Below are 24,357 nucleotides of genomic sequence, written 5' to 3'. Positions count from 1 at the left end.
AACGAAGTCTTTTAATAAACACCGCGGTTAAGCCCTACTCCCAAAAATCGCGCTACCTATCCTCACCATCGTACTACCTTCTTCTATCGCGATTTTATAATCGCCTGTCATTCCCATAGAAAGTATTTTCAAATCGTGTGAATCACTAATCAGGTGATTGTCGTTGATATGGTCTAGTAGTGTTTTGAGACTTTTAAACTCTTTACGTACTTGTTCTTTATTATCTGTAAAAGTGGCCATGCCCATCAGTCCTGTGATGCGCACGTTTTTATAACTTGCAAAGGCATCACTGCTTAATAACTCGAGCAGTTCATTTTGATCAAAACCAAATTTTGTTTCCTCTTCAGCAATATGAATCTGTAAAAGACAATCGATGACTCTTTCGTTTTTTTCTGCTTGTTTGTTGATTTCCTTGAGTAATCGTGGTGAATCCACACTGTGAATTAAATGAACATAAGGCGCCATATATTTTACCTTATTGCGCTGTGTGTGACCTATCATGTGCCAGTAAATGTCCTTAGGTAGCGTTTCCCATTTTTCGGTCATTTCCTGAATTTTATTCTCGCCAAAGTGTCTTTGTCCAGCATCATAAGCCTCTTGCAGATCGCTTATAGGTTTAGTTTTGCTTACGGCAACTAGAGTGGCTTTGGGTTCTATGCTTTCGCGAAAGCGTAATAAATGATCTTTTATGCTCATGATTCAAATTCGTAAATGGTAAGGCCGCTAGGTAACTTAGGTCTGATGTAAGTGCTCTTAGGTGGCATGATTAGAGACTCGTCTGCGATGGATTTCATTTGCTCTACTGTGGCTGGGAATAAACCAAAACCAACGGCAAATTCATTTTTATCTACTCGATCTTTAATGCGCAATAAATCTGTCTGTCCATAACTGTAGGCGATCCGAGAATCGTTGCGCAAGTCCTCAATGCCTAAGATAGGATTTAAGACCAAATCAAATAACATTTGAGTGTCCAGATCATCGAGTGGCGTTTCAATGTTATAAATGTCTTTACGTAAATACAAACTGTAAAACTCGCCATCTAGATACATAGAGAAATGGTGTTTTTTTGATGGCTTGTACATCTCTAGACCACGATTCTGTATCCGGAATTTCATATCCAGTTGCATGAGAAAAGCTTCTTTACTCAAACCGTTTAGATCTTTAACGAGTCTATTAAATTCATAGATACGCAACTGACTTTGAGCGATGAGGTAACTCATAAAATGATTATAGCTGTCGTGCTTTTCTCCCATCTCACTAGCGAGTAGGGAAGAGCTTGCACTACGGTGGTGACCATCTGCAATATAGACGTGTGGCATCGCTGCAAATTGCTGTTGCAATGACTGTATATGATGGATGTCTTTTATCACCCATAGTTTATGACAACTGCGATCTGTGGTAACAAAATCATAGACAGGTCTGTGCTTTTTTTCTTGGTCAATTACTTCATCAATGACGTGATCATCTGGATAGGTGAGTAGTACAGGCTCTGCATTAAAGCCTACTGTTTTCAAATAGTCTTTAAATAGTTTTTCTCGTTTTTCTAAGGTGTCTTCATGCTTTTTTATCTTTCCGCTATCATAATCTACAGTGGAAGTTCCAGCGATGATTCCTGTGTAAGAGTGTACCGCATCTGATCTTTCATAGATGTAAAATACAGGCGATTCATCTTGAACAAGGTATTGTTCTTCCTTAAATTCTAGATACCGATTGCGCACTAGATTAAATCGCTCTTCTCCCTTAAGGCTATTACTAAATTTATAACCAGGATTGAGAATGTGCAAAAAGCTAAAGGGATTATATTTTAAAATCGCCTCTAGCTCTGTGTCACTATAATCTTGATATGTGCGCGATATGACGTGTGACGCCATATGCGGTGCTGCTCTTACTCCTTTAAAAGGTTTTATGATGGGCATTTAAAAATCCTATTTAAAACTAGCACTCACTTTCTCTGCTTTTCTGGATTCTGAATAGTCATAAAAACCTTCTCCAGATTTCACACCTTTTTTGCCTGCCATGACCATATTTACTAATAATGGACATGGTGCATATTTAGGGTTTTTAAATCCATCGTGCATGACGTTAAGAATAGAAAGACAAACGTCTAATCCTATAAAGTCTGCTAGTTGTAATGGTCCCATAGGATGTGCCATACCTAACTTCATTACGGTATCAATTTCTTCTACACCAGCAACGCCATTATATAAGGTTTCAATAGCCTCATTAATCATAGGCATCAAGATACGATTTGCTACAAAACCTGGGTAGTCATTTACTTCAGTAGGTGTTTTACCTAGTTGTTTTGATAACTCCATGATAGTAGTAGTGACCTCATCACTAGTAGAATAACCTCTTATGATTTCTACCAGTTTCATAATAGGCACCGGATTCATAAAATGCATCCCTATAACTTTTTCTGGACGATTAGTAACCGCAGCGATTTGAGTAATAGAAATAGATGAAGTGTTAGTAGATAATATACAGTCTGCTGGTGCAAACTCGTCCATTTCACTAAATATTTTTAGTTTAAGATCTACATTTTCTGTAGCTGCTTCTACAACTAAATCTGCTTGAGCCACTCCAGTTTTTAAGTCCAGAAATGTAGTAATGTTTCCTAGAGTAGCTGATTTATCAGCTTCAGTAATACGTTCTTTGGCAATCATGCGGTCTAGATTCTTAGAAATAGTTCCTAAACCTCGATCGATAGCTTCTTGTGTACGTTCTACTAGGGCTACTTTAAATCCTTTTTGAGCAAATGTATGTGCGATACCATTTCCCATGGTTCCTGCTCCTATTACGGTTATATTTTTCATTGTTATAGCTGTTTATTTTTTTAATAATTTGTTACCATATTCTTTTAAAATGGAATCGATAGCAATAAAACTATCATAAGCTTCCTGACTATTAAAATCAGTATTCAAAAAGGTGATTTGACCTATACTAGTTTTAGGATTAAAATACATTAAGGTAGAAACGCCTGGATCACCACCAGAGTGACCTATGCCATCTCTTTCATAGGTGATAAACATTCCTTTATTAAAACCTTTCTGAAAGTCGGCTAGCGATTTTTCTGTTTTAAACATTGATTCATTTAGTTGCTTTTTATATAACTGTACATAGGTGGACGTTTTTAATAAAGTTCCCTTACCGTTATAACCATTAATAAGTTCAGTAAGAATTATTCCTAGATCGTTAGGTGTGGTATATAAACCACCATCTGCAAATGTGATTAATCGATACACAGGATAACGCAGTTCTAGTGTGCTGTATAAAGTGCTACGTTGACGCGAGTCTAGGTCTGCAACATTCCAAGAGGTGTTTTTTAAACCTAAAGGATCAATGATATGCTTTTTAGAATATCCTTTAAAAGAAGTTTTAGTGGCTTTTTCAATAATCAATGCTGTAAGTCCAGCACCTATGTTTGAGTATGAATATGCGGTACCTGGTGCAAATTGATGAAAGATATAGGAAGTCTGTGTGGAGTCCACTGTCTGCAAACCTTCTTTTAAATAGGCCTCAAGACATGGAGCTGTTTTCTGAGAATGAAAATAAGCAAGTTCTTCTTGATCAATTTTAGGATTATCTACAGCGTCATCTTCAAGATTGATATAACTCAAATCATAATAGTCACCATCTAGAATACTACTTGTATGTGAGGTTAAATGCCTTACTAAAATGGGATCATCTGGATATTGAGGATTGCGTACGTTAAAATCAAGATAATTGTTAATATCATCATCCAGTTTGATGTGTCCGTCTTCTACTGCTTTAGCAAGAGTTAACCCTAAGATTACTTTTGAGATAGAAGCGATGTTTTGAATAGTGTTTTCTGTATAGTCTGCTCTTATCTTACGATCTAGATATCCATAACCTTCTTGAAAAACAGGTCCTTTTTTATTAACTATAGAAACACCTATACCATGAAATTGTTTAAGTTGGTGTATGCTATCTAATTTTTTATCCAGTTCTACTTCAACAGCTTTTACAATGATGTTTTCATCAGTAGCGCTAGTATCAGTATTTTTGCAGCTGCTCAAACCACATAAGATTAATAAGCTAACCAGAAGTTTATAATTCATTACAGTGATTTAAATTCCTTAATGATTTTTAAGGCCACATCTAGTGCCGCTGTTCCATCTTCTAGATTTACTACTGGTCTGGTGTCATTTTCTATAGCGTCTGCAAAGGTCTCTAGTTCATCGAGTATGGCATTGTTATCTGCAACATCAGGATTGTCAAAATAGATTTGTTTTTTCTCACCTTCAGCATTTTTAAGAATCATATCAAAATCTCCTGGAACCTCTGGCGCGTCTTTCATACGCACAACTTCTACTGCTTTAGTTAAAAAATCAACAGATATGTAAGCATCACGCTGGAAAAAACGTGCTTTACGCATTTTCTTAAGACTGATACGACTAGCGGTTAGATTTGCAACACAACCATTTTCAAATTCTATACGAGCGTTAGCAATATCCGGAGTTTTAGAAATTACAGAAACACCACTAGCACTTACAGATTTTACAGGACTTTTTACCACACTTAAAATGGCATCAATGTCGTGTATCATTAAATCCAGCACTACACTTACATCTGTACCACGTGGATTAAACTCTGCCAGGCGATGAGTTTCTATAAACATTGGGTTATCAAATCGATCTACTACAGATCTAAATGCCGGATTGAAACGTTCTACCTGACCTACTTGACCTTTTACATTACGCTTTCGCGAAAGCGCAATTAAATCATTTGCCTCTTCTACAGTAACCGTTATAGGTTTTTCAACAAATAAGTGCTTGCCAGCCTCGAGAACTTTCATTCCACTCTCGTGATGATAAGAAGTAGGAGTGACCACGTCTATCATGTCACAGGCCGCGATAAGTGCGTCGATGTCTGAAAAATATTTGTAACCAAACTCTGCCTCAATGGATGCTGCATACTCGGGATTTGCATCATAAAATCCTATTAATTCATAACGCTCACTTTGTTCAAGAAGTCTTAAGTGAATTTTTCCGAGGTGTCCAGCACCTAGCACGCCAGCTTTAAGCATAGTTTATGGGTTTTCCACAAAAATAAGGATTAGCAAGGAGAAAATTATCTTAAATCTTTTTGATAAAATGTGCTGTAATTTTTAAGTAGTCATTATAAATTAGCGGTATCAAAGATGACTTCATACATAAAGGGAAAAGACGCCAGCTGGTAGAGTTGATGCGTGAGAAAGGAATCAAGGACCAGCGTGTGCTGGATGCCATGAATAAAGTGCCTCGCCATGTATTTTTAGACAGTTCTTTTCTAGAGCATGCATATCAAAATAAAGCATTTCCTATAGGTGCTGACCAGACCATATCGCATCCTTATACGGTTGCTTTTCAAAGCGAACTTTTACGAGTTAAGCCTAATGATAAGATTCTAGAAATAGGAACTGGTAGTGGTTATCAATGCGCAGTGCTTTTAGAAATGGGCGCACAGGTTTACACTATTGAACGTCAGAATGAATTGTACAAAAAGACCAATCTGATTTTTAGAAAATTAAATTATAGGCCTAAAAGATATTTTTTTGGTGATGGATATAAAGGTATGCCAGAAGATGCGCCATTTGATTCTATTATAGTCACGTGTGGTGCGCCTCAAATCCCTCAAACTTTATTAAGTCAGCTTAAAATAGGTGGCCGCATGGTCATACCGGTCGGTGATGACCCACAAATCATGACCTTATTGATTAGAGAATCTGCAACACAGTTCTCTAAAGAAACTTTTGGAGAGTTTAGGTTTGTTCCATTTTTAGATGGGAAACAATAAAAAAAGCGATTCAAGTAATTTCTCAAATCGCTTTTAAGTTAATAGACCTATAATTAATCAAATAAATTAGACTCTTTTCTTTTTATAGTGTCTGCCATACCATAATAGAATTCCCGTGATGGGCAAACTAGCGGTAAGGAAACTAATTATAAAGGCAATTATTTTGCCTACAATACCACCTATAGCACCTATATGAATGTCATAATTCATGCGTTGTATCTTATCTGCTACTTTTGCATTTTTATATTTTCCATAAATACTAGGTGTTTCTATTTCTTCTAAAGTATGTTGATCAAAGAATCTAAAGTCAGCATCATAGTAAAGTCCATCGCTATTAGTAACTTCTATATAAATACTTTCTTCTTCAGTTTTAGGATAGTGTAATTCAAATGCTTTTGCCTCTGGATTTTCTTTATGAAGCTTTACTATCAAATAATCCATGGGAATAGTTTTATTATCAAGTGGCGTATCGCTATTATTTTGCGGTATGATAAATCGAGCTTCTTTATCGCCACCAGTTGATTTATAAACCACATATTTAAGCCAGTTATAGGACATCATAGATCCAGTAAAAGCAAGCACTAAGGCAAATGAACATATGTAAAATCCTATCACGGTATGCAAATCAAAATTTTTACGTTTCCATCTTGTGGTTTTTTTCCAATCAAATTGGATGCGTTGTTTTATATTTTTTCTCTTCTTAGGAATCCAAAGTATAAAACCTGAAATGATGATGAATATGAATAGTAATATAGAAACACCGACCACTTGCTCGCCGATATCTTTAGGTAACCACAGGCGCATATGACCTTTTAGAATAAAAGCAAAAAAACCTGATAGATGATCATCTACTTGTATAACCTTACCAGTATAAGGGTTGAGGAATACGCTTTGATAAAATTCTGGTTGTGCGTCATAAAAAATGACCTCAATGGCATCATCTGCTTTTTTAAAAACGGTACCATGTACGGTATTATTAGGGAAAACCGTTTCAGCTATATCTCTGGCTTCAGTAGGCGTTAATATAGGTGCATTGTGTGGTTTAACTTTTTTATAATCATCATATAGACTTTCTATCTCTTCTCTAAATGCCCAGCAACAACCAGTAATGGCTACAATAAAAACAACAATCCCTGTGGCAAGACCAAAGATTTTGTGTAACTGAAATACAAATTTTTTAAATGTCATTTTATTTTATTTTAAAAAGAGCAACTCTACATGGAGCTGCTCTTTTTGACAATTGGCTAATTAAAAACGGTAAGAAATGTTAGCTAGTAATGCTCTAGGCATTTGTGGATTAATTGTTGTCCAACCTTTATAATATTCTTTATTAAAGGCGTTATTAAGCTTTAAACCAACTCGATAATGATCTGCTTGATAAAAGACAGATGCGTTTACAATCGTATAACTAGGTAAGATAAAATCACCAGTAGAGGCATAATTTATGGCAAATCGCTCACTGGCTCCATTAAGACCTAGTCCTAGTCCAAAGCCATCTAGATTTCCTTGTTGAAATTCATAGTTAGCCCATAGATTATATAACGTTTCAGGTCCAGCCTCTAGTGGTCTTTTATTTAGTATCTCTGTATTGTCAGACTCAGTTGTCTCACTATCATTTTTACTATAACCAGCTCTTATATTAAGTCCTTTAATGGGATTAGCATTGATTTCTATTTCAAAACCACTGCTTACAACTTCGCCGCCTTGAATTTTATTGAATGGAGAAGAAGGATCAGTTATTACTCGGTCTTTTACCTTAATGTCATAATAGCTTATGGTGGCATTAAGTCTATTTTTAAAAAGATTTGTTTTGATTCCTACTTCAATCTGATTGGCTTGCTCTGGATCAAAAGTTGCTAAAGTTTGTGCTCCTGCAGATGGATCACCAACTAGTTGAGGTGCTACGTTAGTAAAACCGTTTTGATAATTTGCAAATACTGATAGTTGATCTTTTATAGGTTGATATAATACACCTAACTTAGGTGAAAGTGTCGTCTGATCATAATCATCATCAATCGTTGCAAGGTCGCCTTCATTATTAAAATGATCAATTCGTAAACCAGCCATAACAGACAGGCGATCACTAATATTTAACACATCAGACGCATAGACACTGTAAATTTCATAATTTGATTTTACGTTACTAACACCGATGCCGGCAAGAGCTGCATCAACACCAGAAGTTGATAATGGATATACATCTTCCTCAATAGCAGCCGTAAATGGATTGTCACCGTTTGCACCGCCGTCTGGTGTAATATTGCCATAAAACGCATATCCTGTACTATTATTAGTCTGTGATTCATTAAAATAATCTAGGCCTATCACCATTCTGTTGCGCAGTTTGCCTATTTTGAAGTCACCTATAAAGTTTTGTTGAATATCTGTTGTTTGAGTATTTGCATTTTGTTTATTGATGTATCTTGAATAAGTGTCTCCTTCTAGGATTCCAAAATCAAATAGGTAAGAATAATATCCTTTTGTTGATGTGGAACTCTTAGATAACAATGTTTGTGATTGCCACGTATCAGACAGTTTATAATCCATCTCGATACGGTAGTTTTGTGTTGGGTTTTCTAGAGTTAAATCATTACTTGTAAATGATAATTTGTTGTTGTAGTTCAGTTCTTCTAGATTACGAGCTGCAGTAGGTGCACTTCTATTTAAGAATAAAAAAGTTGGATTGGTTTGTTCTGCTTGAGTTATCTCACCATAAAATGAAAAAGACAATCTGTTATTTACTTTGTAGGATAATGATGGAGCCACAAAAAAAGATTTTCTAAAACCAGCATCTTGAAAACTCTGCTCTGTACTATAAGCTGTATTAATCCTGAAGTATAAATCATCTTCCTTACTTAAAGCTGTATTGTAATCACCTACTATCTGGTTGAGTCCATAGGAACCCGATGTAAAGGATAACTCACCGCCAGAGCCTGCATATGGTTTTTTGGTCACTACGTTTATTAATCCACCATAAGAGCTTACAGCATTACCAAATAAGGTAGCAGATGGACCTTTTAAAACCTCAATACGTTCTATGTTTGCCGGATTAATCGTTCCGTTAGTTAAACCTGGTAATCCATTTACTAATTGTGGTTGTACAGAAAAACCACGCAAAGAAAAATATCCTGCGCCATCACCACCACGACCAGTAGAGGTCCATAAGTTTTCTACACCAGTAGCATTTTTAAGAGCGTCATCAAAATTGGTGACAATCTGTGATTGTAAAAGTTCATTGGTAACCGTGCTGTAAACTTGTGTGTTCTCAATATCCTTAAGTGGTAATTTAGACACATATGCAGTCTTTTTTCTCGAGAATTTATTACGTCTTTCTCCTTCAATAACTATTGCACTTAAGATTTCATTTCCCTCATACAGAATGATTGTTTCTACTTTTAAATCTTTTTGATTGATAATAGAAAAAGGGATTTCTCTAGTCTTAAAACCTATAGAAGATAATATAAGTGTGTAATTTCCATCTTCTATTTCCTCAATTTTAAACTGACCATCCACATCAGATTGCACACCTTTTGTGGTGTTTTTTAAAAATATGTTTACTCCTAGTAAAGGAGTATTGTTACTGTCTGTTACCTCACCTGTTATCGATGCTTGTTGACATAGCGCTATTTGTACGCTAAAAAATAGTAGTAAAATGGGTATTAAAGTTTTCATTATTTTTATTTAGACTTATTATTAATAGATGAATTTTGTGCAAAAGTATATGCCTCTTTTAAAGTAACCAAACTATTTATAATAAATCTAAATAAGAGTTTTATTACCACTTGATTCTGTGCTGCTTATAACAGTATAAATTTTAATGATGATGTCCGTTTTTATCGTTTCATACACTTTATGCAGATCGTATATACGCTTTCGCGAATGCGAGTTAATAAAAGACCCTACGTTTAAACCTTTTGATTTATTTAAAGTCATAGTGATAAAATTATCTGGACCAATCTTTAATGAAAAGTATCAAATTCTATTACGTGTTTATCATGTTGATTACATTGAGTTGTAAAAATAATAATGCTGATAGTCAAGTGTTTGAATCGAAAGAGTATAGTCACGATACAATCGATATTGTCGATTATAATGGGTTGCAACCTTATCTAGAAAATGAAGATGACCGCATCCATGTAGTTAACTTTTGGGCAATGTGGTGCGCGCCGTGTGTCGCAGAACTACCCTATTTACAACAGGTGGCAAGTCAAAATCCTGATATAGATATGTTACTAGTAAGTATGGATTTTACAAATGATGTTGAGACTAGTTTAAAACCTTTTTTGAAAGATAATAATATCAAGTCACGTGTTATTTTAATGGATGATCCCGATGCTAATTATTGGATTAATCAAATAGATCCTAGTTGGTCTGGTGCTATACCATTTACCATCATTTTTAATAAAGATAAACGCTTATATCTAGAACAGTCCTTTGAAAATGCAGAAGATTTTCAAAATCAAATAAACCAATTTTATAACTAAACAATTTTTGAGATGAAAAAAAGATTATTAAGTATTGCAGTAATGTGTTTTACTGCATTAACCATACTTTCTTGTAAGAATGAGGCTAATGAGAATAACAATTCACAAACTGAAAATCATCATAGCGATAAAGATCATTCTCATCACGATGAGGAAAGAAAAGGACCACCACCACATGGTGAGAGAAAAGGACCTCCTAAAGTTGGTAGCCCAGAACAGACCAAAACTCTCGAAGAGATCGGTGGTTATGCTATAGGAGATGTTGCAACAGATTTCAACCTTAAAGATGTAGGTGGTTCTGTGGTATCACTTGAGAGTATAGAAAATGCCAAAGGTTATATTGTGACTTTTACTTGTAATGAATGTCCTTTTGCAAAAATGTATGAAGACCGTTTGATAGCGTTGCATAATGCTTATGCACCTAAAGGATATAGCGTAGTTGCCATTAATCCTAACAGTCCAGAAGATGAAAAAGAAGGCTATGCAGCGATGCAGCAAAGAGCAAAAGATAAAAACTTCCCTTTTCCATATTTAGTTGATGAAGGACAGAAAATTTATCCGCAATATGGAGCAGTGCGCACACCACACGTTTTTCTGCTAGATCAGGACCGTAAAGTGCAATATATAGGTACCATCGATGATAATGCAAAATCTGCCAAGGATGTTAAAGTCAAATATCTAGAAAACGCTATAAATGCTTTAGAAAGAGGTGAAAAGCCAGAGCCTAATTTTACAAAGGCAATAGGTTGTCCCGTTAAGGCAAGCAGAGCTTAATTTATTGATACAGATTGTTAAAGCTGTCTACAAAAAATAGCAAGTTATAGTTTGAATTGAACGCTATTTTTAAGACAGCTTTTTTATTGTATATACTTGCCAAAAATCGTTTTATAGAGATTATAGCGTTACGCCATTTAGTATTACTTATCATCAGAAAGACAACCGCTATAGGCTTCTATTATTATAGACTGATTATTAAAATCTATAAGTTTAACATGTCGTGAATTTAACTTTTCGATTGAGGTATATGGGTTAAAGAAAAGATCCTCAACCTCTTTATTTTCAATAGAACTTTTAAATGGATTTATTTGCCACAATATAAATCCATTAGGGTCAATACCATAAACATTTTCATTAGTACTGGATTGATGATAATCTGTCATTATCACATAAAAGTCGTCATATTCTAGTACTTCCATAACTTGGTCAGGAAATGTAATCATCTGACAATTAACTACAAGGTTTTTATGAAATGTTTTAAAACTCATCTACTGGTTAACCATTTATCATTTAAAAAATATTTTTCTAATCCCTACAAAGATCAATACCATCACGGTATAATATAAAAAGAAGGGAAGAATGAAAGCTTTAAATCCTAGAATGAGCATTACTGAAATTATAAGTAATTGAAATCCTAAACCAAAGGTGGAAACACTGGTCATAAACCATTTAGGTAATGGTTTACCATAACCTGCTCTAGGATCTAAAACATATATAGCCTTATCAAAGGCGCCATATAGAAATTTATAAAGCTTAAAGAGCACATCAACATGTTGTTGCTTTTCACCATCTAATGCTATCGGAGTTTTGTTTTCAAACACACGACTGGTTCTATCACCATTAAACTTATTGCGCAGGATGACATAATAGTAATTATATAAGGTACCTTGTAATTGAAGCCCTATAAAAGCGGTGATACATACCCATAAACTAGTGTCTGTGACATACCATATGGTTAAAAAGATGATGGCGTTAAGCAAAATGTCTGCTACAGAATCTAGATAACGACCTGTGTAAGATGGCTTTTGTTTAATTCGAGCCAGCTCACCATCTGCTGCGTCTAATATGGACTTAAGAATAAGAAAGAAACCTGCAATCCAGTAGTAACCTGTTAAGATGCAATAAACAGCTATAAGACCAGATATTATAAAACCTATGGTCACATGAACTGGTGTTGCTGCTGTATTTTTTAATGAAGTAGCTATAATTTTTGCTATCGGTCGTCCATAATCGGACAGATCGATAAATTTATGCTCTTGAGGAAGTTTGGACATGTAATGTCATAGAAAGCAGTAATGTGGAATATACCAATTTTAACGGTTGCAAATATACGACCTAAACAGCTTTATAGTACACTACTGTAGGTTACTTCACGTTTCTCTATTTCTACATCTTAATCTCTTACTTGTTGAATAACATTTCATCACTATCTAAATTAACTTACTTTTATATCACGTCATAATTAACTCATGAGGCTTCTTTTTTTCTTTCTACTAGGTTTACTATTTCTTAGCTCTTGTAAAAGTTTACAATATCGATTACCCGATGAGGCTATATATTCCGCTTTCGCGAAAGCAGACATACCAACCAGCATCTCGTATGTTGAGATTGATAGCCTGGATTTAAAGGTCCGTGTGCAAAGTGTCACGCAAGGTTTAGAGGATTACAATCTAGTTTTTTTACATGGATCGCCCAGCTCCTTAACGGCATGGCAGGCTTATTTAAAAGATAGCACGTTGCGTCATACCGTAAAGTTGCACGCTATTGATCGACCTGGTTATGGCTATTCAAATTTTGGAAAACAAATGACCTCTATAGATACACAGACTAAGGTTATAAGTGAGGTTATAAATCAATTGAACCTTAAGAACGTTATAGCCATAGGTACTTCCTATGGTGGTCCAGTAGCTGCTCGATTACCTATAGAAAATGATCATATAAAAGCTGTTGTAATGGTGTCGCCAGCGATTGATCCAGACAATGAAAAAAGAGTCTGGCAATCAGATTTTACACAATGGTGGTTAACACGGTGGCTAGTTCCTACAGGTTATCGAGTGGCTGGAGATGAGAAAACCGTACATGCACAAGAACTGGCTGCTATAGAAAAAGATTGGTCACAGGTTAACGTTCCTGTAATGCATATTCATGGTGATCGTGATGAACTGGTGCCTTTTATTAACGTGGCATATAGCCAATCTGTTTTTTCAAATGTTGAGGTAGTTCCTATCTCAGGTTTGGGACACGAGATTGCCTGGGCAAGACCGGAACTGGTTATACCTTATTTGCTAGAAATGATTAAAAAATTAAAGCAAACCCAGTAGCCGATCGTGGTGTTGCTTTCAACTTAAGGTTTATTTAAGCGAGATTATATTCCCATTTAACACCGCTCAATCGATCGTGGTATTCAATGGCTTCATTAGTGCGTACCTGACCAATTTCTTTTACCAGATGACAACTAGAAGATCGTTGAGATTTCAGTTCATATTCATGAAGCCAATTTGTTAATTCTTGTTGCAGTACGGCTGTCCTGTTTGGGAAAATTACTTTAATCCTTTTTAAATTGATGCGATGCGGTTTAGGTGTTAATCTTGCGCGATAACAATTCTGTTTTCGGCACAACCAGCGGTATAAATGATCTGCGTTAAAATCTCTCATCATGCGCTTTGATTCATAACTCCTAGGATCAAAATCTTTATTAGTTACTAAAACACGATAACCTTTTGCGGTCTCGTATATTCTGAATCCCAGTTGATGATAATCCTTTTTTTGTGCTGTTTTCTCAATCTTGCGCAGCATTAACTGTTTTTGAGAATACGATCTTCTGAAGATAAGGTCGCTTACAGAAGATGAGTATTCATCGATATCAATAAACATTAATTTTTTAGAATTTAATACCAGTGCACCATATCTATTTCTGGTAATGATATTATCTTGATTAATTGTTTCTATAATCTCTTCTCTGATGTCTGCTTCATAGTCTCTATTTCTGCCTAGCTCGCCATTGATTCTTTTTTGAGCGTTGTTAAGTTTGAGAATAGCATCTTTAATAGCTTCATCTTCAGAGATATTAGAACCTCCATAGGTGGTAGAGAGTTGTTTAATTCCATTTATAGAGAGTTCTCTAGAATATTTCATCCAAAATTTGAAAATTCTCATAACTAAAAATTCAAGTCACCTAATAAATAAGCGAGAAGTAGCGATAACCCAACGATAATTGCTATTCCTACTATTACCGAAACCCAAGACGTGCCACCTTTCTTTATAATAAGTTCTTTTAATGCAGTAGGGTCTTGAAATTGTTCATTCAATTTCTGAATTTCTCTTTCGGCATGTTTGAGGTAAAAGTAATTTGCCGTAAAACCAATGGCTAGTGAATAGAAGATTCTAATTGCTATATCTACCGCACCATTCTCACCAACAAGATTAAAAGTAACCTCGGACTCAACAAGGATGATGGCAAATAAAATACCTGCTTCACGATACATTTTTCTATAAAGTAGCCAAGTGATACCAAATAAAAATGCGTAGAAATTAAAAGATAAAACACTACCGTTTTTTAAGCTTTCCCATTTCTCTAAATAATAAGCTCGATTCTCACCTACAAAGGCGGATAATTCCCAGTTGGTTTCTCTGTCTGTATTTAAAGGGTCTTTCATAATTTTAATCTATTAATTTTATGGATGGTCGTATGATTTGGTTTCAATAATAGTTCCTTGCCGATTGTATGTTTTCCAAACACCAGTTTTTTTAAAGTTGGTTTTAGTGCCTTCTTTATATAGGGTGCCGTTTTCATAATACTGTTTGTATACGCCTTCTTCAACACCTATTTTGAATTCTTTCACGCATTGTAGTACGCCAGTGTCATAGTAATGATTCCATAAACCATGGTTCTTACCATTAACCAGTTTTCCGGTACTACTTATTTGACCATTTTTAAAGTATTGTGTTTGCAATCCATGCGCTTGATTGTTGACATGATTTTCAATTAAAGATAATTCACCACTGTCGTAATAACTTTCCCATTTACCAGTACTATTGCCCTTGTTATCAAAATGTTTGAGATACTTAAGCTGTTGACTATCTTTAAAGTAACTTTTCCAAGTGCCAACTTTGACACCTTGCTTAAAATTGCCTTCCATGTAAAGTTCTTGCGAATACAGTATTTTTTGAAAACCATCCAGAACATCATTTTTATAATTTTGAATTGACTTTTCGTCTCCATTTTCAAAATAAGAAATCCATGTACCCGTTTTTTTATCGTGAAGTAATTGCCCTTTTATTTTAATATTTCCTGAAGGATAATAATCAGCAAAAGCTATAGGCGTACTAGTCTCTACTGTTTTTAATTCTTGAGGTTCTTTTAATACTGAATTGGAATCTTTGCACTTTATAAACATTACACATATTAAAACACATTTTAGTATTGATACAAGTCTATTAATAAAGTGCATAGATGAGTGATTGTGGTATTAACTTAATGAATAAATATAAAATTAATTTCTTGCTAATTTACTGTCACTGTTTAAATTAATATTCTTCTTTTAGAGTAAGGTCTTCAAATAATTCAAGATTCAATAATTAAGAAAATTATCTTGCATCTAGTTTTAATAGGTATTCTGTCAATTTAATTTTAGCATCTATTTTTGCTTTAAAATCACCATCACTAGTTCCTCCATAATTGTAAGTATATGTTTTACCGTTAATATTTAATGTCCCTAATCTGTTTTCTGATCTCTGTTCTGGAATATTAGATATTAGATGTCCAGCATTTTTATATTTTACATTTTGCAATTTAAAGTTAAAATGGTGTTTTTTTAATCGCTCCTCAATTCTATGAGCCATTTTAGCAGATGGCCATACCTGATCGTCTAAGCCAGAAAATAGAAGTATAGGTCCATTAATTTGCTCTACTTTAATTGCAGCATTATCTGCTATATCTGATTTTTGTAATCCATCTTCCCAATAGTTTAAAAATGTAATTTGACTAGTGTTATTTCCTTTGATCTTTTTCATAGGAATATAAGGGACGTCAATTCCTTGATAAGTCCAACTAGGTTTAATGGTGTCAGAATTATAAGGTAAAACAGTATTGGACCATGATACAGAACTAGGAGCATAAGCAATTACACCGCTAGTAATTTCTGGATATGTAGAGGCAATTAATAAAGCTAATTCTGCATTTCTAGAAGCGCCCATGACTACAATCTTTTCTGGGTTCACAGATTTTTGTTGTGCTAGCCATTGGATTGCTTTTTCAAAATACTCTAATTTAATTTCTTCAGGTAATCGAGGTAAATTCTCTTTACCTGAATAAGGTAATGATAGCCCTACTAGACCTTTTTGAGCAAATTCTTGAGCCCAATAATCTCCCCAAACACCACCACCAATTAGAATTACAGCCGTTTTGTTCTCTATGTTTTCTTTAGTAAAGTAACTTCCTTGAAAACCATTTTCATTTATAGATTTTGATCTTATACCACTGAAAAGCGCATAATCAACTACAAGGTAACACAGTATTAGTGCGATTAAAACTCCAATTAAAATAATAAGCTTTTTCTTCAAAGTGGTTGTATATTAAATTTATAGAGTTATACCGTCTTAAATCGATAGTATATCTTTCTCTATTAAAATTTAGGTGAAGTTATCATAAAATAATTTGTAAAATAAGGCTCTTAAGTTACATCACTGGAAGGTTGGAACCTCAGAATTTGAATAGTTAAAAAACTAGTTTTGTTTGATATGAATCCATCTATCTATTAGATTAATTATATAGTACTAACTAATAATTGTTGATGATAGTTTTCTATTCTACTATGTGCAGTACCATCAATGAGCAATATTACAATCAACATGGCTATAGTCGTAATACTAATGGAGCGCCACATCGTTGAATTAATAAATAATAGTATTAAAGCAGCAGCTATAATTATAAGTGGAATAGCTTTAAAAACTATAGTATCGTACTCTTTTAATGTTTTTTCAGTTCTATCTAATTCTGATTGAATAAATGCTGTTGCGTTTTCATTATAAGCTTTTTCAAACTGAGTTATTCTAGACTTATTTGTGTAAAATAGACCAATTCCAATAGTTAATAGCATTATACCAGCGACTAGGGTAGGGATGATGTAGGATCTTGCTAAATCGGTTTTTCCTAATTGCCAAAAACCAATACTAGCAATAATAAATAGTAGTCCAAATAATATAAAGAAACGTGTAGAGAAGACTTCAGATTTAGCCCATTCAGTGGCTAGTTTAAGTATATCCATAATTAATTCATTTTATATTTTTCAATGTATTGTGAAGGACTAATCCCTTCTTTCTTTTTAAAGAGTCTGGAGAAGTAGTGCGGATATTCAAACCCTAGTTCATAAGCGACTTCAGCAATTGTCTTATGTGGTTGAAGTAATATGTCCTTAGCCTTGTCTATTAAGTTTAATTGTAAATGTTCTGTCGTGGTTTTACCAGTTTCTTTTTTTAAAGTATCACTTAGATAACGTTGAGAGACGTTCAATTTATCTGCAATTTGTTCTATTGTGGGAATACCGTTTTCTGATAGTTTTCCTGATTCAAAATACATAGCCAATTGAAAATTAAATTTCTCTAATAAATCATTAGACAGTTCTTTTCTGTTTAAAAATTGTCTCTCATAAAAACGGTTAGCATATTTAAGTAAGGTGCTTAATTGAGAAATAATGATTTCCTTGCTGAATTCGTCTTGATTATTTTGATACTCGATTTTGATATTATGAACGATTGACTCAATCTGTTTCTCTTCTTTGGGAGATAGGTGTAGCGATTCATTAACTGAGTAGGAGAAGAAGTTATATTTTTTTATTTGGGTTGCTAATTCTGTACCTTTTAGAAAATCTTCATGAAAATTGATAGAAAATCCTTTCTGTTCAAAAATGACACTACTATCCCATTGTAACACTTGTCTAGGAGCTATAAAAATTAATGCACCATTTATAAAATCATAGGAGGTTCTTCCATAATTTAAATCACCCTTAACAATTTTCTTTAAGCTAATGGAGTAACAATCATTTGTTATAGGCGGCGAGCTTTCTCTAGGACATGGAAGAAAGGATTCTTCTTGAGCTACGTATATACTAAACATAGGATGCTCTGGAAGTGGTAGTTCCATATATTGTAGAAATGACGAGAGTGTTTTAAAATGTTTCATAATGCTAAGTTATAGATTCCATTGAAAATCTGTTGCTTTCTCAGAAATGATCCAAAGTTTTTGCATCACGGCTTTATCTTTTGCATGTGATTCTAAGTCACACTCACCTACAGGTCCGGTCCAGTAGTTGCGACCAGTAGGGCCATAAAAACCGTTTTGATCTAAATTAGGCTCTGTAGCACACATTAGTTCTGGATAAGAACCTTTTTCTGCAGATTGTACAAATGGAGATAATTTCATCATTTGCCAAATGAATCGGGTCATTAAACTTCCGCTGGTTTTAATTAATGAAGTTCTCGACGCACCTGGATGACATGCATAAACCTTAACATTTGATTTTCCAGCATTCTTAAGTCGATCTTGCAACTCATAAACAGACATAATCTGTGCTAATTTACTTTGACTATAAACAGTATTGGGTTCATAGTTATCGTCCCAATTCATGTCATCAAACTTTATGGTTTTTATTCCCATTTTATATCCTTCACTACCTACAGTCACGATACGTCCGTTAGATTTATCGATTAAAGGAAAAAGCAATCCTTGTAATAAAAAGTTTCCGTAATGATTAACACCTAACTGACTTTCAAAACCGTCAACAGTAAGTACTTGTTTTGGGACTTGTGCAATAGCAGCATTACAAATCAATGCATCAATATGAGGAATTGTGGAGAGTACCTGTTCAGCAGCTTTTCTTACTGATGCTAATTGTGCTAAATCCATTTGAATATTAGATACTTCAATATGATTACCCAACTCACTTTTGAATTTAGCAATGGTGTCTTGAGCTTTAGCGTCGTTACGATTTAACATAACAACTTTAGCATCCTTAGCAAGTAAAATTTTTGCAGCTTCTAATCCAGTACCACTAGTAGTACCTGTAATTACATATGTTTTACCTTTTAGGGAACCTATAATGTCTGGTGTCCATCCATTTTTGCCAAATTGATTCTTGCTCATAATAGTTTGTTTAATACAATGATATTTACAGTGCAAAATTAGATTAACGATCATCTTTGTGACTTACACACATTTTCGAAATTGATATACTTTTTGGGGCATGATGAGATTGCAATAGGTGACACAGGTCATGTAAAAACGTTTGCATTTGTTGATTAAAGCCTATAAAAAAGCTCTAAAATCCTGTGATAGAATTTTAGAGCTTTTTATGCTAAACGAAGTGTAAATAATTAATGATGATTAATCATAAATTCTGATAATTTCTCCATTACCTTTTCCTTTAACACTTCTCACGTAGCCATTGATTACCTTAGTCATAGGGATCGGATTGTGGCCTGGGAAATAGTCTTTATATTTATCATAAGCATCTTCCACCATTCCAGAGGAAACCACATTTACTCTGATTCCATTTTCTATTTCTAGAGCTACTGCTTTTACAAAACTATGTATACCGCCATTTACCATCGCTGCACTGGTCGTTTTTACTACAGGATCATCTGCTAGAATTCCTGTAGATAAAGTGATAGAGCCATTACTGTTTAAATAATCTTGACCTATACGGACCAGATTGACCTGTCCCATTAGTTTGCTTTTAAGACCTATGTAATAATCATCTTCTGTTAGGTCGTTAAAAGGCGCCCATTTTGCTTCTCCTGCAATACAAATGATGGCATCTAATTTACCCAACTGATCAAACATGGTTTTAATTGATTTTGCATCAGCAATATCGACTGTTATATCACCATTAGTACGACCAGCGATAATGATTTCATTCTCATCTTGAAAATGTGAAACAACTTTTTTTCCTATGGTACCATGACCACCAATAATCAATATTTTCATCTTTTTTTTTAGGTTAGACAATTATTTTTATTGCATTTCTTCTTGTTCTTCTTTTTCATGTTACTAGATCTATAGATCGTTAATGTAGCGATGATACTCCATATTAAATTAGTAGTAAATGGTGGTATTGCACTATAGTAATAGCAATTAGTAGCTATTAAAATTCCACCTACTAAATTTAAATATTTTCCATAATCTAAATACTTCTTATTCTCTATTAAGGTTAGGGCATAAGCTAGAATTATTAATCCTGAACCTGACCAGCCTATGATGTCAATTAAAATTTTCATATTTCGTTATATCTATATATGTCGATGTGTTTGTTTAAATTTTTTTATTTCAGAAATTTGATAAATTTCTCAATAATGTTTTCATTTCGTTTCAGATAAGACCACTTTCCGTGTCTTGTAGATATAAGTAATCCGCATTTTTCCATATTAGTTAAATATGTAGAAATGGTGGATTGCGACAGTCCTGCTTTTTCTTGAATATACGTAACGCAAACACCATCATAGAAATGTTTAAGTGTCTCATGTGGTGGAAAATTCTTTTCTGGTTCTTTCAACCATTCCATGATCTGAAATCGAGTCTCATTAGATAAACATTTTCCTATTTCAGTAGCTGTCTTAATATCCATGGCACAAACATATCTATAAATAGCGATATGTGAAAATGTTTTATACTTTATATAAGATTTAGTGGCTTTAAGTTCTGATTTTTAATCCTAGTTTTTCAATTCCAGATTTGAATTTTTCTGAAAAGAATATTTTGGTAGAGTCATGATGTTGACCTGTACTTTTTGCTTTGATATTGATATGATGAGTTTTTAAAACCTGTTCTAAACTGTCCGGATTATTGGTGAGTATTGAAAAGTCTCTTGTAGCATGGAATTCTACAACTCCTGTGCCTTGATAATATTCAAATTCATTTCTGAAATTTTGTAATAACGCTTTGTCACTTTCTGCCAGCCATGAAAAGGATAGTGTATTATTTAATCTATTGACTCCTTGTTCTTTCTTGCCGGCTAAAGTTTCTAACATTGCATAATTGATCAATGGATTTAAATCCTGCTGATTAAAAACTACTGGAACTTGGGTCAGGTTCAAGGCTTTTTGATAACTTTTTATTGCTTTTTGACTTTGACCATTGTAGTCATAAAGTCCACCTTCTACATGATAGTAATCTGTTGATTCTCTTTCTTCTTCTGGGATTTGTTTTAAAACTTGAAAGGCTAGGTCTAAAGTATCTTTCTCAATATAAACACCTATTAAATCATATTGTATCGCAGTATTCTTTTGATCAATTTCTAACGCCTTTAGGTAGTTAACTTGTGCTTGATCTAAATGACCATTCATTCTATGGACTTGTGCTTTACGGATCAATTCAGAAACTTGTTTTTCTTCTGTGTCTGATAAGTTACTCTTACAGCCAATAACTATTAGAAATAAGAATAATAAGTAAGTAATGTTTTTCATTTCTAAAGAAGATCAATGTTTCTGTTAATTCAACTAAATATAGCTTTATATACTTAGTGCTTAAATATTAGATCATAGAAAATTCTTCTAATCATTGCAAATACTGTTAAATACCAATAAAAAAGACCCATACACAAGTATGAGTCTTTTACTTAGAAGTTAATTATTACCACAAGGTGTTAGCGTCTAATTTTTCGCCCAAGCGGTATGTGTATTATTGTATTATAGCCCAAAGTTAATACCGACCACAAAGGCGCCATAACTGCGACCACTGGTGATACTGTGTACATAGTCCACACGGAACGGTCTGAACTTACCAAATCCAATATTATCAATTCCGGCACTGGCCTCAAAATAAGGTTTGCGGTCTGTAAACAGCGCTTTACCACTTAAAATGAGGTCATAGTTAAGCTTATTTAATCCTGGGATTTTACCTAGTATAAAGCCTTTAAAATCGTGTTGTAAGTGTACTTGTGCATAATCGCTGTTTGTACTGTAGTCATAGTAGTTCAATAGACCAAAACCATAGGGATTTAAGGCTTGTAACTTATAACGCAACCTATTCCCATTAAAGTGCTGGTAGTCTAAAAATGAGATGCCATCTCCATTAATAAAAGTACCACCGTTTACCCAGTAACTACTGCGTCCTACATTACCCATGTCAAATGATTGATAAAGGCTTGCTCTAAACTGGTGATAGTCATAGTTGCTGTTGTCTGACGCGAGTGCACCTTCATAGTTAAGAGTAATGGTTGGGTATTTTTCGTTATTAATGTTATACTTCTGATCTGGATAGCTCTGGAATTTCTGTCCTGGTCGTATGGTCAGTCCTAGACCTACTTTTACCATCTCGTGCTCATCGATTAAGGCAAGTCTGCTGTTGTCCAGCTGTAATGGATTATTGCTTGTATAGTCTACGTCTGACTGTGAGAAGAAAACCTGGTCTGTTGTGTTGGTTAACGGCTGGCGTCTTTCATAACCGACATAAGCGTTTGCAAATAGTCCGTTGATGAGTTCTTCACTATAGCTAGCTCGGGCATAATCGACTTCATAGAATTTGGCATAATTGCGTTCAAACAGTAAGCTGGATAACGTGTTTTCCATCGTCGATATAGGATTACTGTTATTGATTTGCTGTACAGCGGTACCACCAGACAGTCGCAGGCTACGCCTGTTTGTTCTATTAAATCGATAATAGATGGATGCGTTGTAACGCACGCGATCATCAGAGAATCCGTAGTCTGCATCGACACTGGCATATAGGTATTTGTTATAATCCTGATCATATCCTTTTGAATAAAACAGTCCAGTACCTAGTACATAACCTTGTACTGTATTAAAACCTTTAAAATCTGTGACACCTTTATAACCTATAGAACTGCGGTTATTTGAGTTGCGATAAGTATAACCTGTCAGTATTTCTAACAGGTCTAATTTATTATTTACGGCATCAACACTGTCCTTATATTTTGGGTCGTTGCGCACGGCAGATATGCTGTCCTTCTTAACGTACTCATCAGTCTCGGCAACGGTAAGTGGTGTAGGACGTTTTGCATTCCAGTAGGTGCTGTCCTTTTTGTTAGCACCATCTGCAAAGCTCAACACTTCTGGGCCAAAATATTTTTTATCAAATTGTGGTTTAAAGTCATAGTTAGTATAGTTTGCTATAAAACGACCGTAACCTTTAAAGCCAAAAAAAGCAAATTGAAAATCGATAGACTGCGATCTTTTTATCCAGTCACCACTTGCTTCTTCATAGGTAAAAGATTGATTAAAGACCAATTCTTCAATGATAGGCACGTTGATGTTCTCGCCACGAGTGGTTAACTCTACACCATAAATGGTCCAATCATCTTCTACAATATAAATCGTACCGTTAAAGGTGTTGTCCTTAGGTCTGCGAGAGCTTACCTGTATTTTATTGATTAAAAAATTATTATCGTCATAAAAGGTACCTAGCAATTTATATTCATAGTATCCTAGTGCATAGTCTGCGATAGGCGATACGATACGATTGTTTAAATCTATATTATTGTTATAGAAGTCAAAGTTGGCACTCTCGGCACTGTTAACAGAAAAGCCGTTATCATCACCACTGACTTTACTGGCCACGATACGTTCTTTAAAATTGTCTGGTGCGTCATAAGCGATTTCGCTCACGGTTTCAGACAGGTAAACGATACCGCTGCGCGTTAAAGAGTCTAGTGATCCATCTATGTCACCTATCTCTTCACCTAGAAATTTCTCTGGGACATCATCCATATACCAGAAACCACGCGAGTAAAAATCTGCCGTATAGCTCGAGAATTTCTTACGGTTAGCTTCTCTATTGTTAATCGCCTCACGTATGATGCGGTAAGCAGGATCTTCACCATTTGTGATTACCACAGCGTCGAGTGTGGTCAACTCTTCAGTAAGGGTAATGTCTTTGGTAACCGCAGCACCATTAAGCACTATTTCTACTACTTGTGTTTTATAACCTAGCGATTTAAAAACGACATTATAGGTTCCGTTTTCTGGAAATGTAAGAGTGTATTGACCACTATTATTAGTCGTTGTTCCTATGTAAGTACCTTCAACATATATAGAAGCAAAGGCGATAGGTTCTTTTTGATCATCATATAAAGTACCAGATAATTGCGCTTGCGCGAAAGCAAAACATAAAAGAATTACGGTACATAGAACATTTTTCATAGAAGAGTTAGTTTGGTGGTTCACCTACAAACGAATTTACGGCTCGTTTTGTATATAGACGAAACATTTTTGAAATGGTTGTCTGAAATTTAAAATTGAAGGGTGAGATATATGTGAAATTAGGTCAGTGTATGTTTGTTGAAGATGT

Annotated in this window: 26 protein-coding genes; 4 read left to right on the top strand and 22 right to left on the bottom strand. The window is 34.5% G+C overall.

All coding sequences use genetic code 11. The features are described 5' to 3' along the window. Positions 1–27 precede the first annotated feature (27 nt). From ACJJVI_RS12645 to ACJJVI_RS12625, 5 genes are read right to left on the bottom strand one after another with little or no spacing between them, the layout of a single operon-like run. Positions 28–696, bottom strand: a complete 669-nt coding sequence (locus ACJJVI_RS12645) for a YggS family pyridoxal phosphate-dependent enzyme (protein ID WP_405352240.1) — start codon at positions 694–696, stop codon at positions 28–30. Then, positions 693–1,916, bottom strand: coding sequence for a DUF1015 domain-containing protein (locus tag ACJJVI_RS12640; protein WP_317290869.1), 1,224 nt, complete (start codon positions 1,914–1,916; stop codon positions 693–695). Before ACJJVI_RS12640 ends, ACJJVI_RS12645 begins: the two co-directional genes overlap by 4 nt. Positions 1,917–1,925: 9 nt before the next feature. After that, positions 1,926–2,813 (bottom strand): 3-hydroxyacyl-CoA dehydrogenase family protein, encoded by an 888-nt coding sequence (locus ACJJVI_RS12635; RefSeq protein WP_036581813.1) that lies wholly within the window; start codon positions 2,811–2,813, stop codon positions 1,926–1,928. 12 nt (positions 2,814–2,825) lie between these two features. Further along, complete coding sequence (locus ACJJVI_RS12630) at positions 2,826–4,079, bottom strand: serine hydrolase domain-containing protein (RefSeq protein WP_405352239.1); 1,254 nt, start codon at positions 4,077–4,079, stop codon at positions 2,826–2,828. After that, entirely contained in the window at positions 4,079–5,047 is a 969-nt protein-coding gene (locus ACJJVI_RS12625; protein ID WP_042248598.1) for a Gfo/Idh/MocA family protein, read from the bottom strand. The genes ACJJVI_RS12630 and ACJJVI_RS12625 overlap by 1 nt, the downstream gene beginning before the upstream one ends. Positions 5,048–5,154: 107 nt before the next feature. Here ACJJVI_RS12625 and ACJJVI_RS12620 point away from each other — a divergent pair, with 107 nt between their 5' ends. Then, positions 5,155–5,796: a protein-L-isoaspartate(D-aspartate) O-methyltransferase gene (locus tag ACJJVI_RS12620; protein ID WP_348021758.1), complete on the top strand. Its 642-nt coding sequence runs from the start codon at positions 5,155–5,157 to the stop codon at positions 5,794–5,796. Positions 5,797–5,862: 66 nt separating this feature from the next. Here the strand turns inward: ACJJVI_RS12620 and ACJJVI_RS12615 are convergent, their stop codons facing one another. The 3 genes from ACJJVI_RS12615 to ACJJVI_RS12605 form a co-directional block, all read right to left on the bottom strand. Further along, positions 5,863–6,984, bottom strand: a complete 1,122-nt coding sequence (locus ACJJVI_RS12615; RefSeq protein WP_348021527.1) for a PepSY-associated TM helix domain-containing protein — start codon at positions 6,982–6,984, stop codon at positions 5,863–5,865. 60 nt (positions 6,985–7,044) lie between these two features. Beyond that, a complete protein-coding gene (locus ACJJVI_RS12610) occupies positions 7,045–9,468 on the bottom strand; it encodes a TonB-dependent siderophore receptor (protein WP_405352238.1) in 2,424 nt (807 codons plus the stop codon). 87 nt (positions 9,469–9,555) lie between these two features. Then, positions 9,556–9,729, bottom strand: a complete 174-nt coding sequence (locus ACJJVI_RS12605; protein WP_348021526.1) for a hypothetical protein — start codon at positions 9,727–9,729, stop codon at positions 9,556–9,558. Between the two features lie 29 nt (positions 9,730–9,758). On the opposite strand from ACJJVI_RS12605, the gene ACJJVI_RS12600 reads away from it, so the two are divergent. Both ACJJVI_RS12600 and ACJJVI_RS12595 read left to right on the top strand, forming a co-directional pair. After that, a complete protein-coding gene (locus tag ACJJVI_RS12600; RefSeq protein ID WP_405352237.1) occupies positions 9,759–10,280 on the top strand; it encodes a TlpA family protein disulfide reductase in 522 nt (173 codons plus the stop codon). A gap of 12 nt (positions 10,281–10,292) precedes the next feature. Next, positions 10,293–11,054 carry a thioredoxin family protein gene (locus ACJJVI_RS12595; protein ID WP_405352236.1) on the top strand — a complete coding sequence of 254 codons (762 nt, stop codon included), beginning with the start codon at positions 10,293–10,295 and terminating at the stop codon, positions 11,052–11,054. Between the two features lie 143 nt (positions 11,055–11,197). Here the strand turns inward: ACJJVI_RS12595 and ACJJVI_RS12590 are convergent, their stop codons facing one another. After that, the gene (locus ACJJVI_RS12590) at positions 11,198–11,545 is read right to left on the bottom strand and encodes a hypothetical protein (RefSeq protein ID WP_405352235.1); all 348 of its coding nucleotides are present in this window, start codon (positions 11,543–11,545) and stop codon (positions 11,198–11,200) included. A gap of 18 nt (positions 11,546–11,563) precedes the next feature. Continuing rightward, positions 11,564–12,331, bottom strand: a complete 768-nt coding sequence (locus ACJJVI_RS12585) for a CDP-alcohol phosphatidyltransferase family protein (RefSeq protein WP_405352234.1) — start codon at positions 12,329–12,331, stop codon at positions 11,564–11,566. Positions 12,332–12,526: 195 nt separating this feature from the next. Here ACJJVI_RS12585 and ACJJVI_RS12580 point away from each other — a divergent pair, with 195 nt between their 5' ends. Next, positions 12,527–13,378 carry an alpha/beta fold hydrolase gene (locus ACJJVI_RS12580; protein WP_405352233.1) on the top strand — a complete coding sequence of 284 codons (852 nt, stop codon included), beginning with the start codon at positions 12,527–12,529 and terminating at the stop codon, positions 13,376–13,378. 34 nt (positions 13,379–13,412) lie between these two features. Here the strand turns inward: ACJJVI_RS12580 and ACJJVI_RS12575 are convergent, their stop codons facing one another. The 12 genes from ACJJVI_RS12575 to ACJJVI_RS12520 all read right to left on the bottom strand — a co-directional run bounded on the left by ACJJVI_RS12575 (position 13,413) and on the right by ACJJVI_RS12520 (position 24,209). Next, the gene (locus tag ACJJVI_RS12575; RefSeq protein ID WP_405352232.1) at positions 13,413–14,213 is read right to left on the bottom strand and encodes a hypothetical protein; all 801 of its coding nucleotides are present in this window, start codon (positions 14,211–14,213) and stop codon (positions 13,413–13,415) included. 2 nt (positions 14,214–14,215) lie between these two features. Next, complete coding sequence (locus ACJJVI_RS12570) at positions 14,216–14,713, bottom strand: DUF2628 domain-containing protein (RefSeq protein WP_405352231.1); 498 nt, start codon at positions 14,711–14,713, stop codon at positions 14,216–14,218. An 18-nt stretch (positions 14,714–14,731) separates the two neighbouring features. Beyond that, the gene (locus tag ACJJVI_RS12565; RefSeq protein ID WP_405352230.1) at positions 14,732–15,454 is read right to left on the bottom strand and encodes a toxin-antitoxin system YwqK family antitoxin; all 723 of its coding nucleotides are present in this window, start codon (positions 15,452–15,454) and stop codon (positions 14,732–14,734) included. Positions 15,455–15,644: 190 nt separating this feature from the next. Beyond that, positions 15,645–16,619: an acyl-CoA thioester hydrolase/BAAT C-terminal domain-containing protein gene (locus ACJJVI_RS12560; RefSeq protein WP_405352229.1), complete on the bottom strand. Its 975-nt coding sequence runs from the start codon at positions 16,617–16,619 to the stop codon at positions 15,645–15,647. A 203-nt stretch (positions 16,620–16,822) separates the two neighbouring features. Next, on the bottom strand, positions 16,823–17,323 hold the full coding sequence (locus tag ACJJVI_RS12555; protein ID WP_405352228.1) for a hypothetical protein: 501 nt from the start codon (positions 17,321–17,323) through the stop codon (positions 16,823–16,825). A gap of 2 nt (positions 17,324–17,325) precedes the next feature. Then, positions 17,326–18,237, bottom strand: coding sequence for a helix-turn-helix domain-containing protein (locus tag ACJJVI_RS12550; protein ID WP_405352227.1), 912 nt, complete (start codon positions 18,235–18,237; stop codon positions 17,326–17,328). A gap of 9 nt (positions 18,238–18,246) precedes the next feature. Further along, positions 18,247–19,197, bottom strand: a complete 951-nt coding sequence (locus tag ACJJVI_RS12545; RefSeq protein ID WP_405352226.1) for an SDR family oxidoreductase — start codon at positions 19,195–19,197, stop codon at positions 18,247–18,249. 240 nt (positions 19,198–19,437) lie between these two features. Continuing rightward, positions 19,438–20,040, bottom strand: coding sequence for a short chain dehydrogenase (locus ACJJVI_RS12540; protein WP_405352225.1), 603 nt, complete (start codon positions 20,038–20,040; stop codon positions 19,438–19,440). Positions 20,041–20,048: 8 nt separating this feature from the next. Then, on the bottom strand, positions 20,049–20,330 hold the full coding sequence (locus tag ACJJVI_RS12535; protein WP_317290887.1) for a hypothetical protein: 282 nt from the start codon (positions 20,328–20,330) through the stop codon (positions 20,049–20,051). Between the two features lie 44 nt (positions 20,331–20,374). Next, positions 20,375–20,677 carry an ArsR/SmtB family transcription factor gene (locus tag ACJJVI_RS12530; protein WP_405352224.1) on the bottom strand — a complete coding sequence of 101 codons (303 nt, stop codon included), beginning with the start codon at positions 20,675–20,677 and terminating at the stop codon, positions 20,375–20,377. Between the two features lie 67 nt (positions 20,678–20,744). After that, entirely contained in the window at positions 20,745–21,515 is a 771-nt protein-coding gene (locus ACJJVI_RS12525) for a tetratricopeptide repeat protein (RefSeq protein WP_405352223.1), read from the bottom strand. 222 nt (positions 21,516–21,737) lie between these two features. Further along, on the bottom strand, positions 21,738–24,209 hold the full coding sequence (locus ACJJVI_RS12520; RefSeq protein WP_405352222.1) for a DUF5686 and carboxypeptidase regulatory-like domain-containing protein: 2,472 nt from the start codon (positions 24,207–24,209) through the stop codon (positions 21,738–21,740). Positions 24,210–24,357: the final 148 nt, after the last annotated feature.

It is taken from the genome of Nonlabens sp. Asnod3-H03 (assembly GCF_045063665.1).
Taxonomy (GTDB): Bacteria; Bacteroidota; Bacteroidia; order Flavobacteriales; family Flavobacteriaceae; genus Nonlabens; species Nonlabens ulvanivorans.
This window is presented reverse-complemented; position numbering and strand designations above follow the sequence as displayed.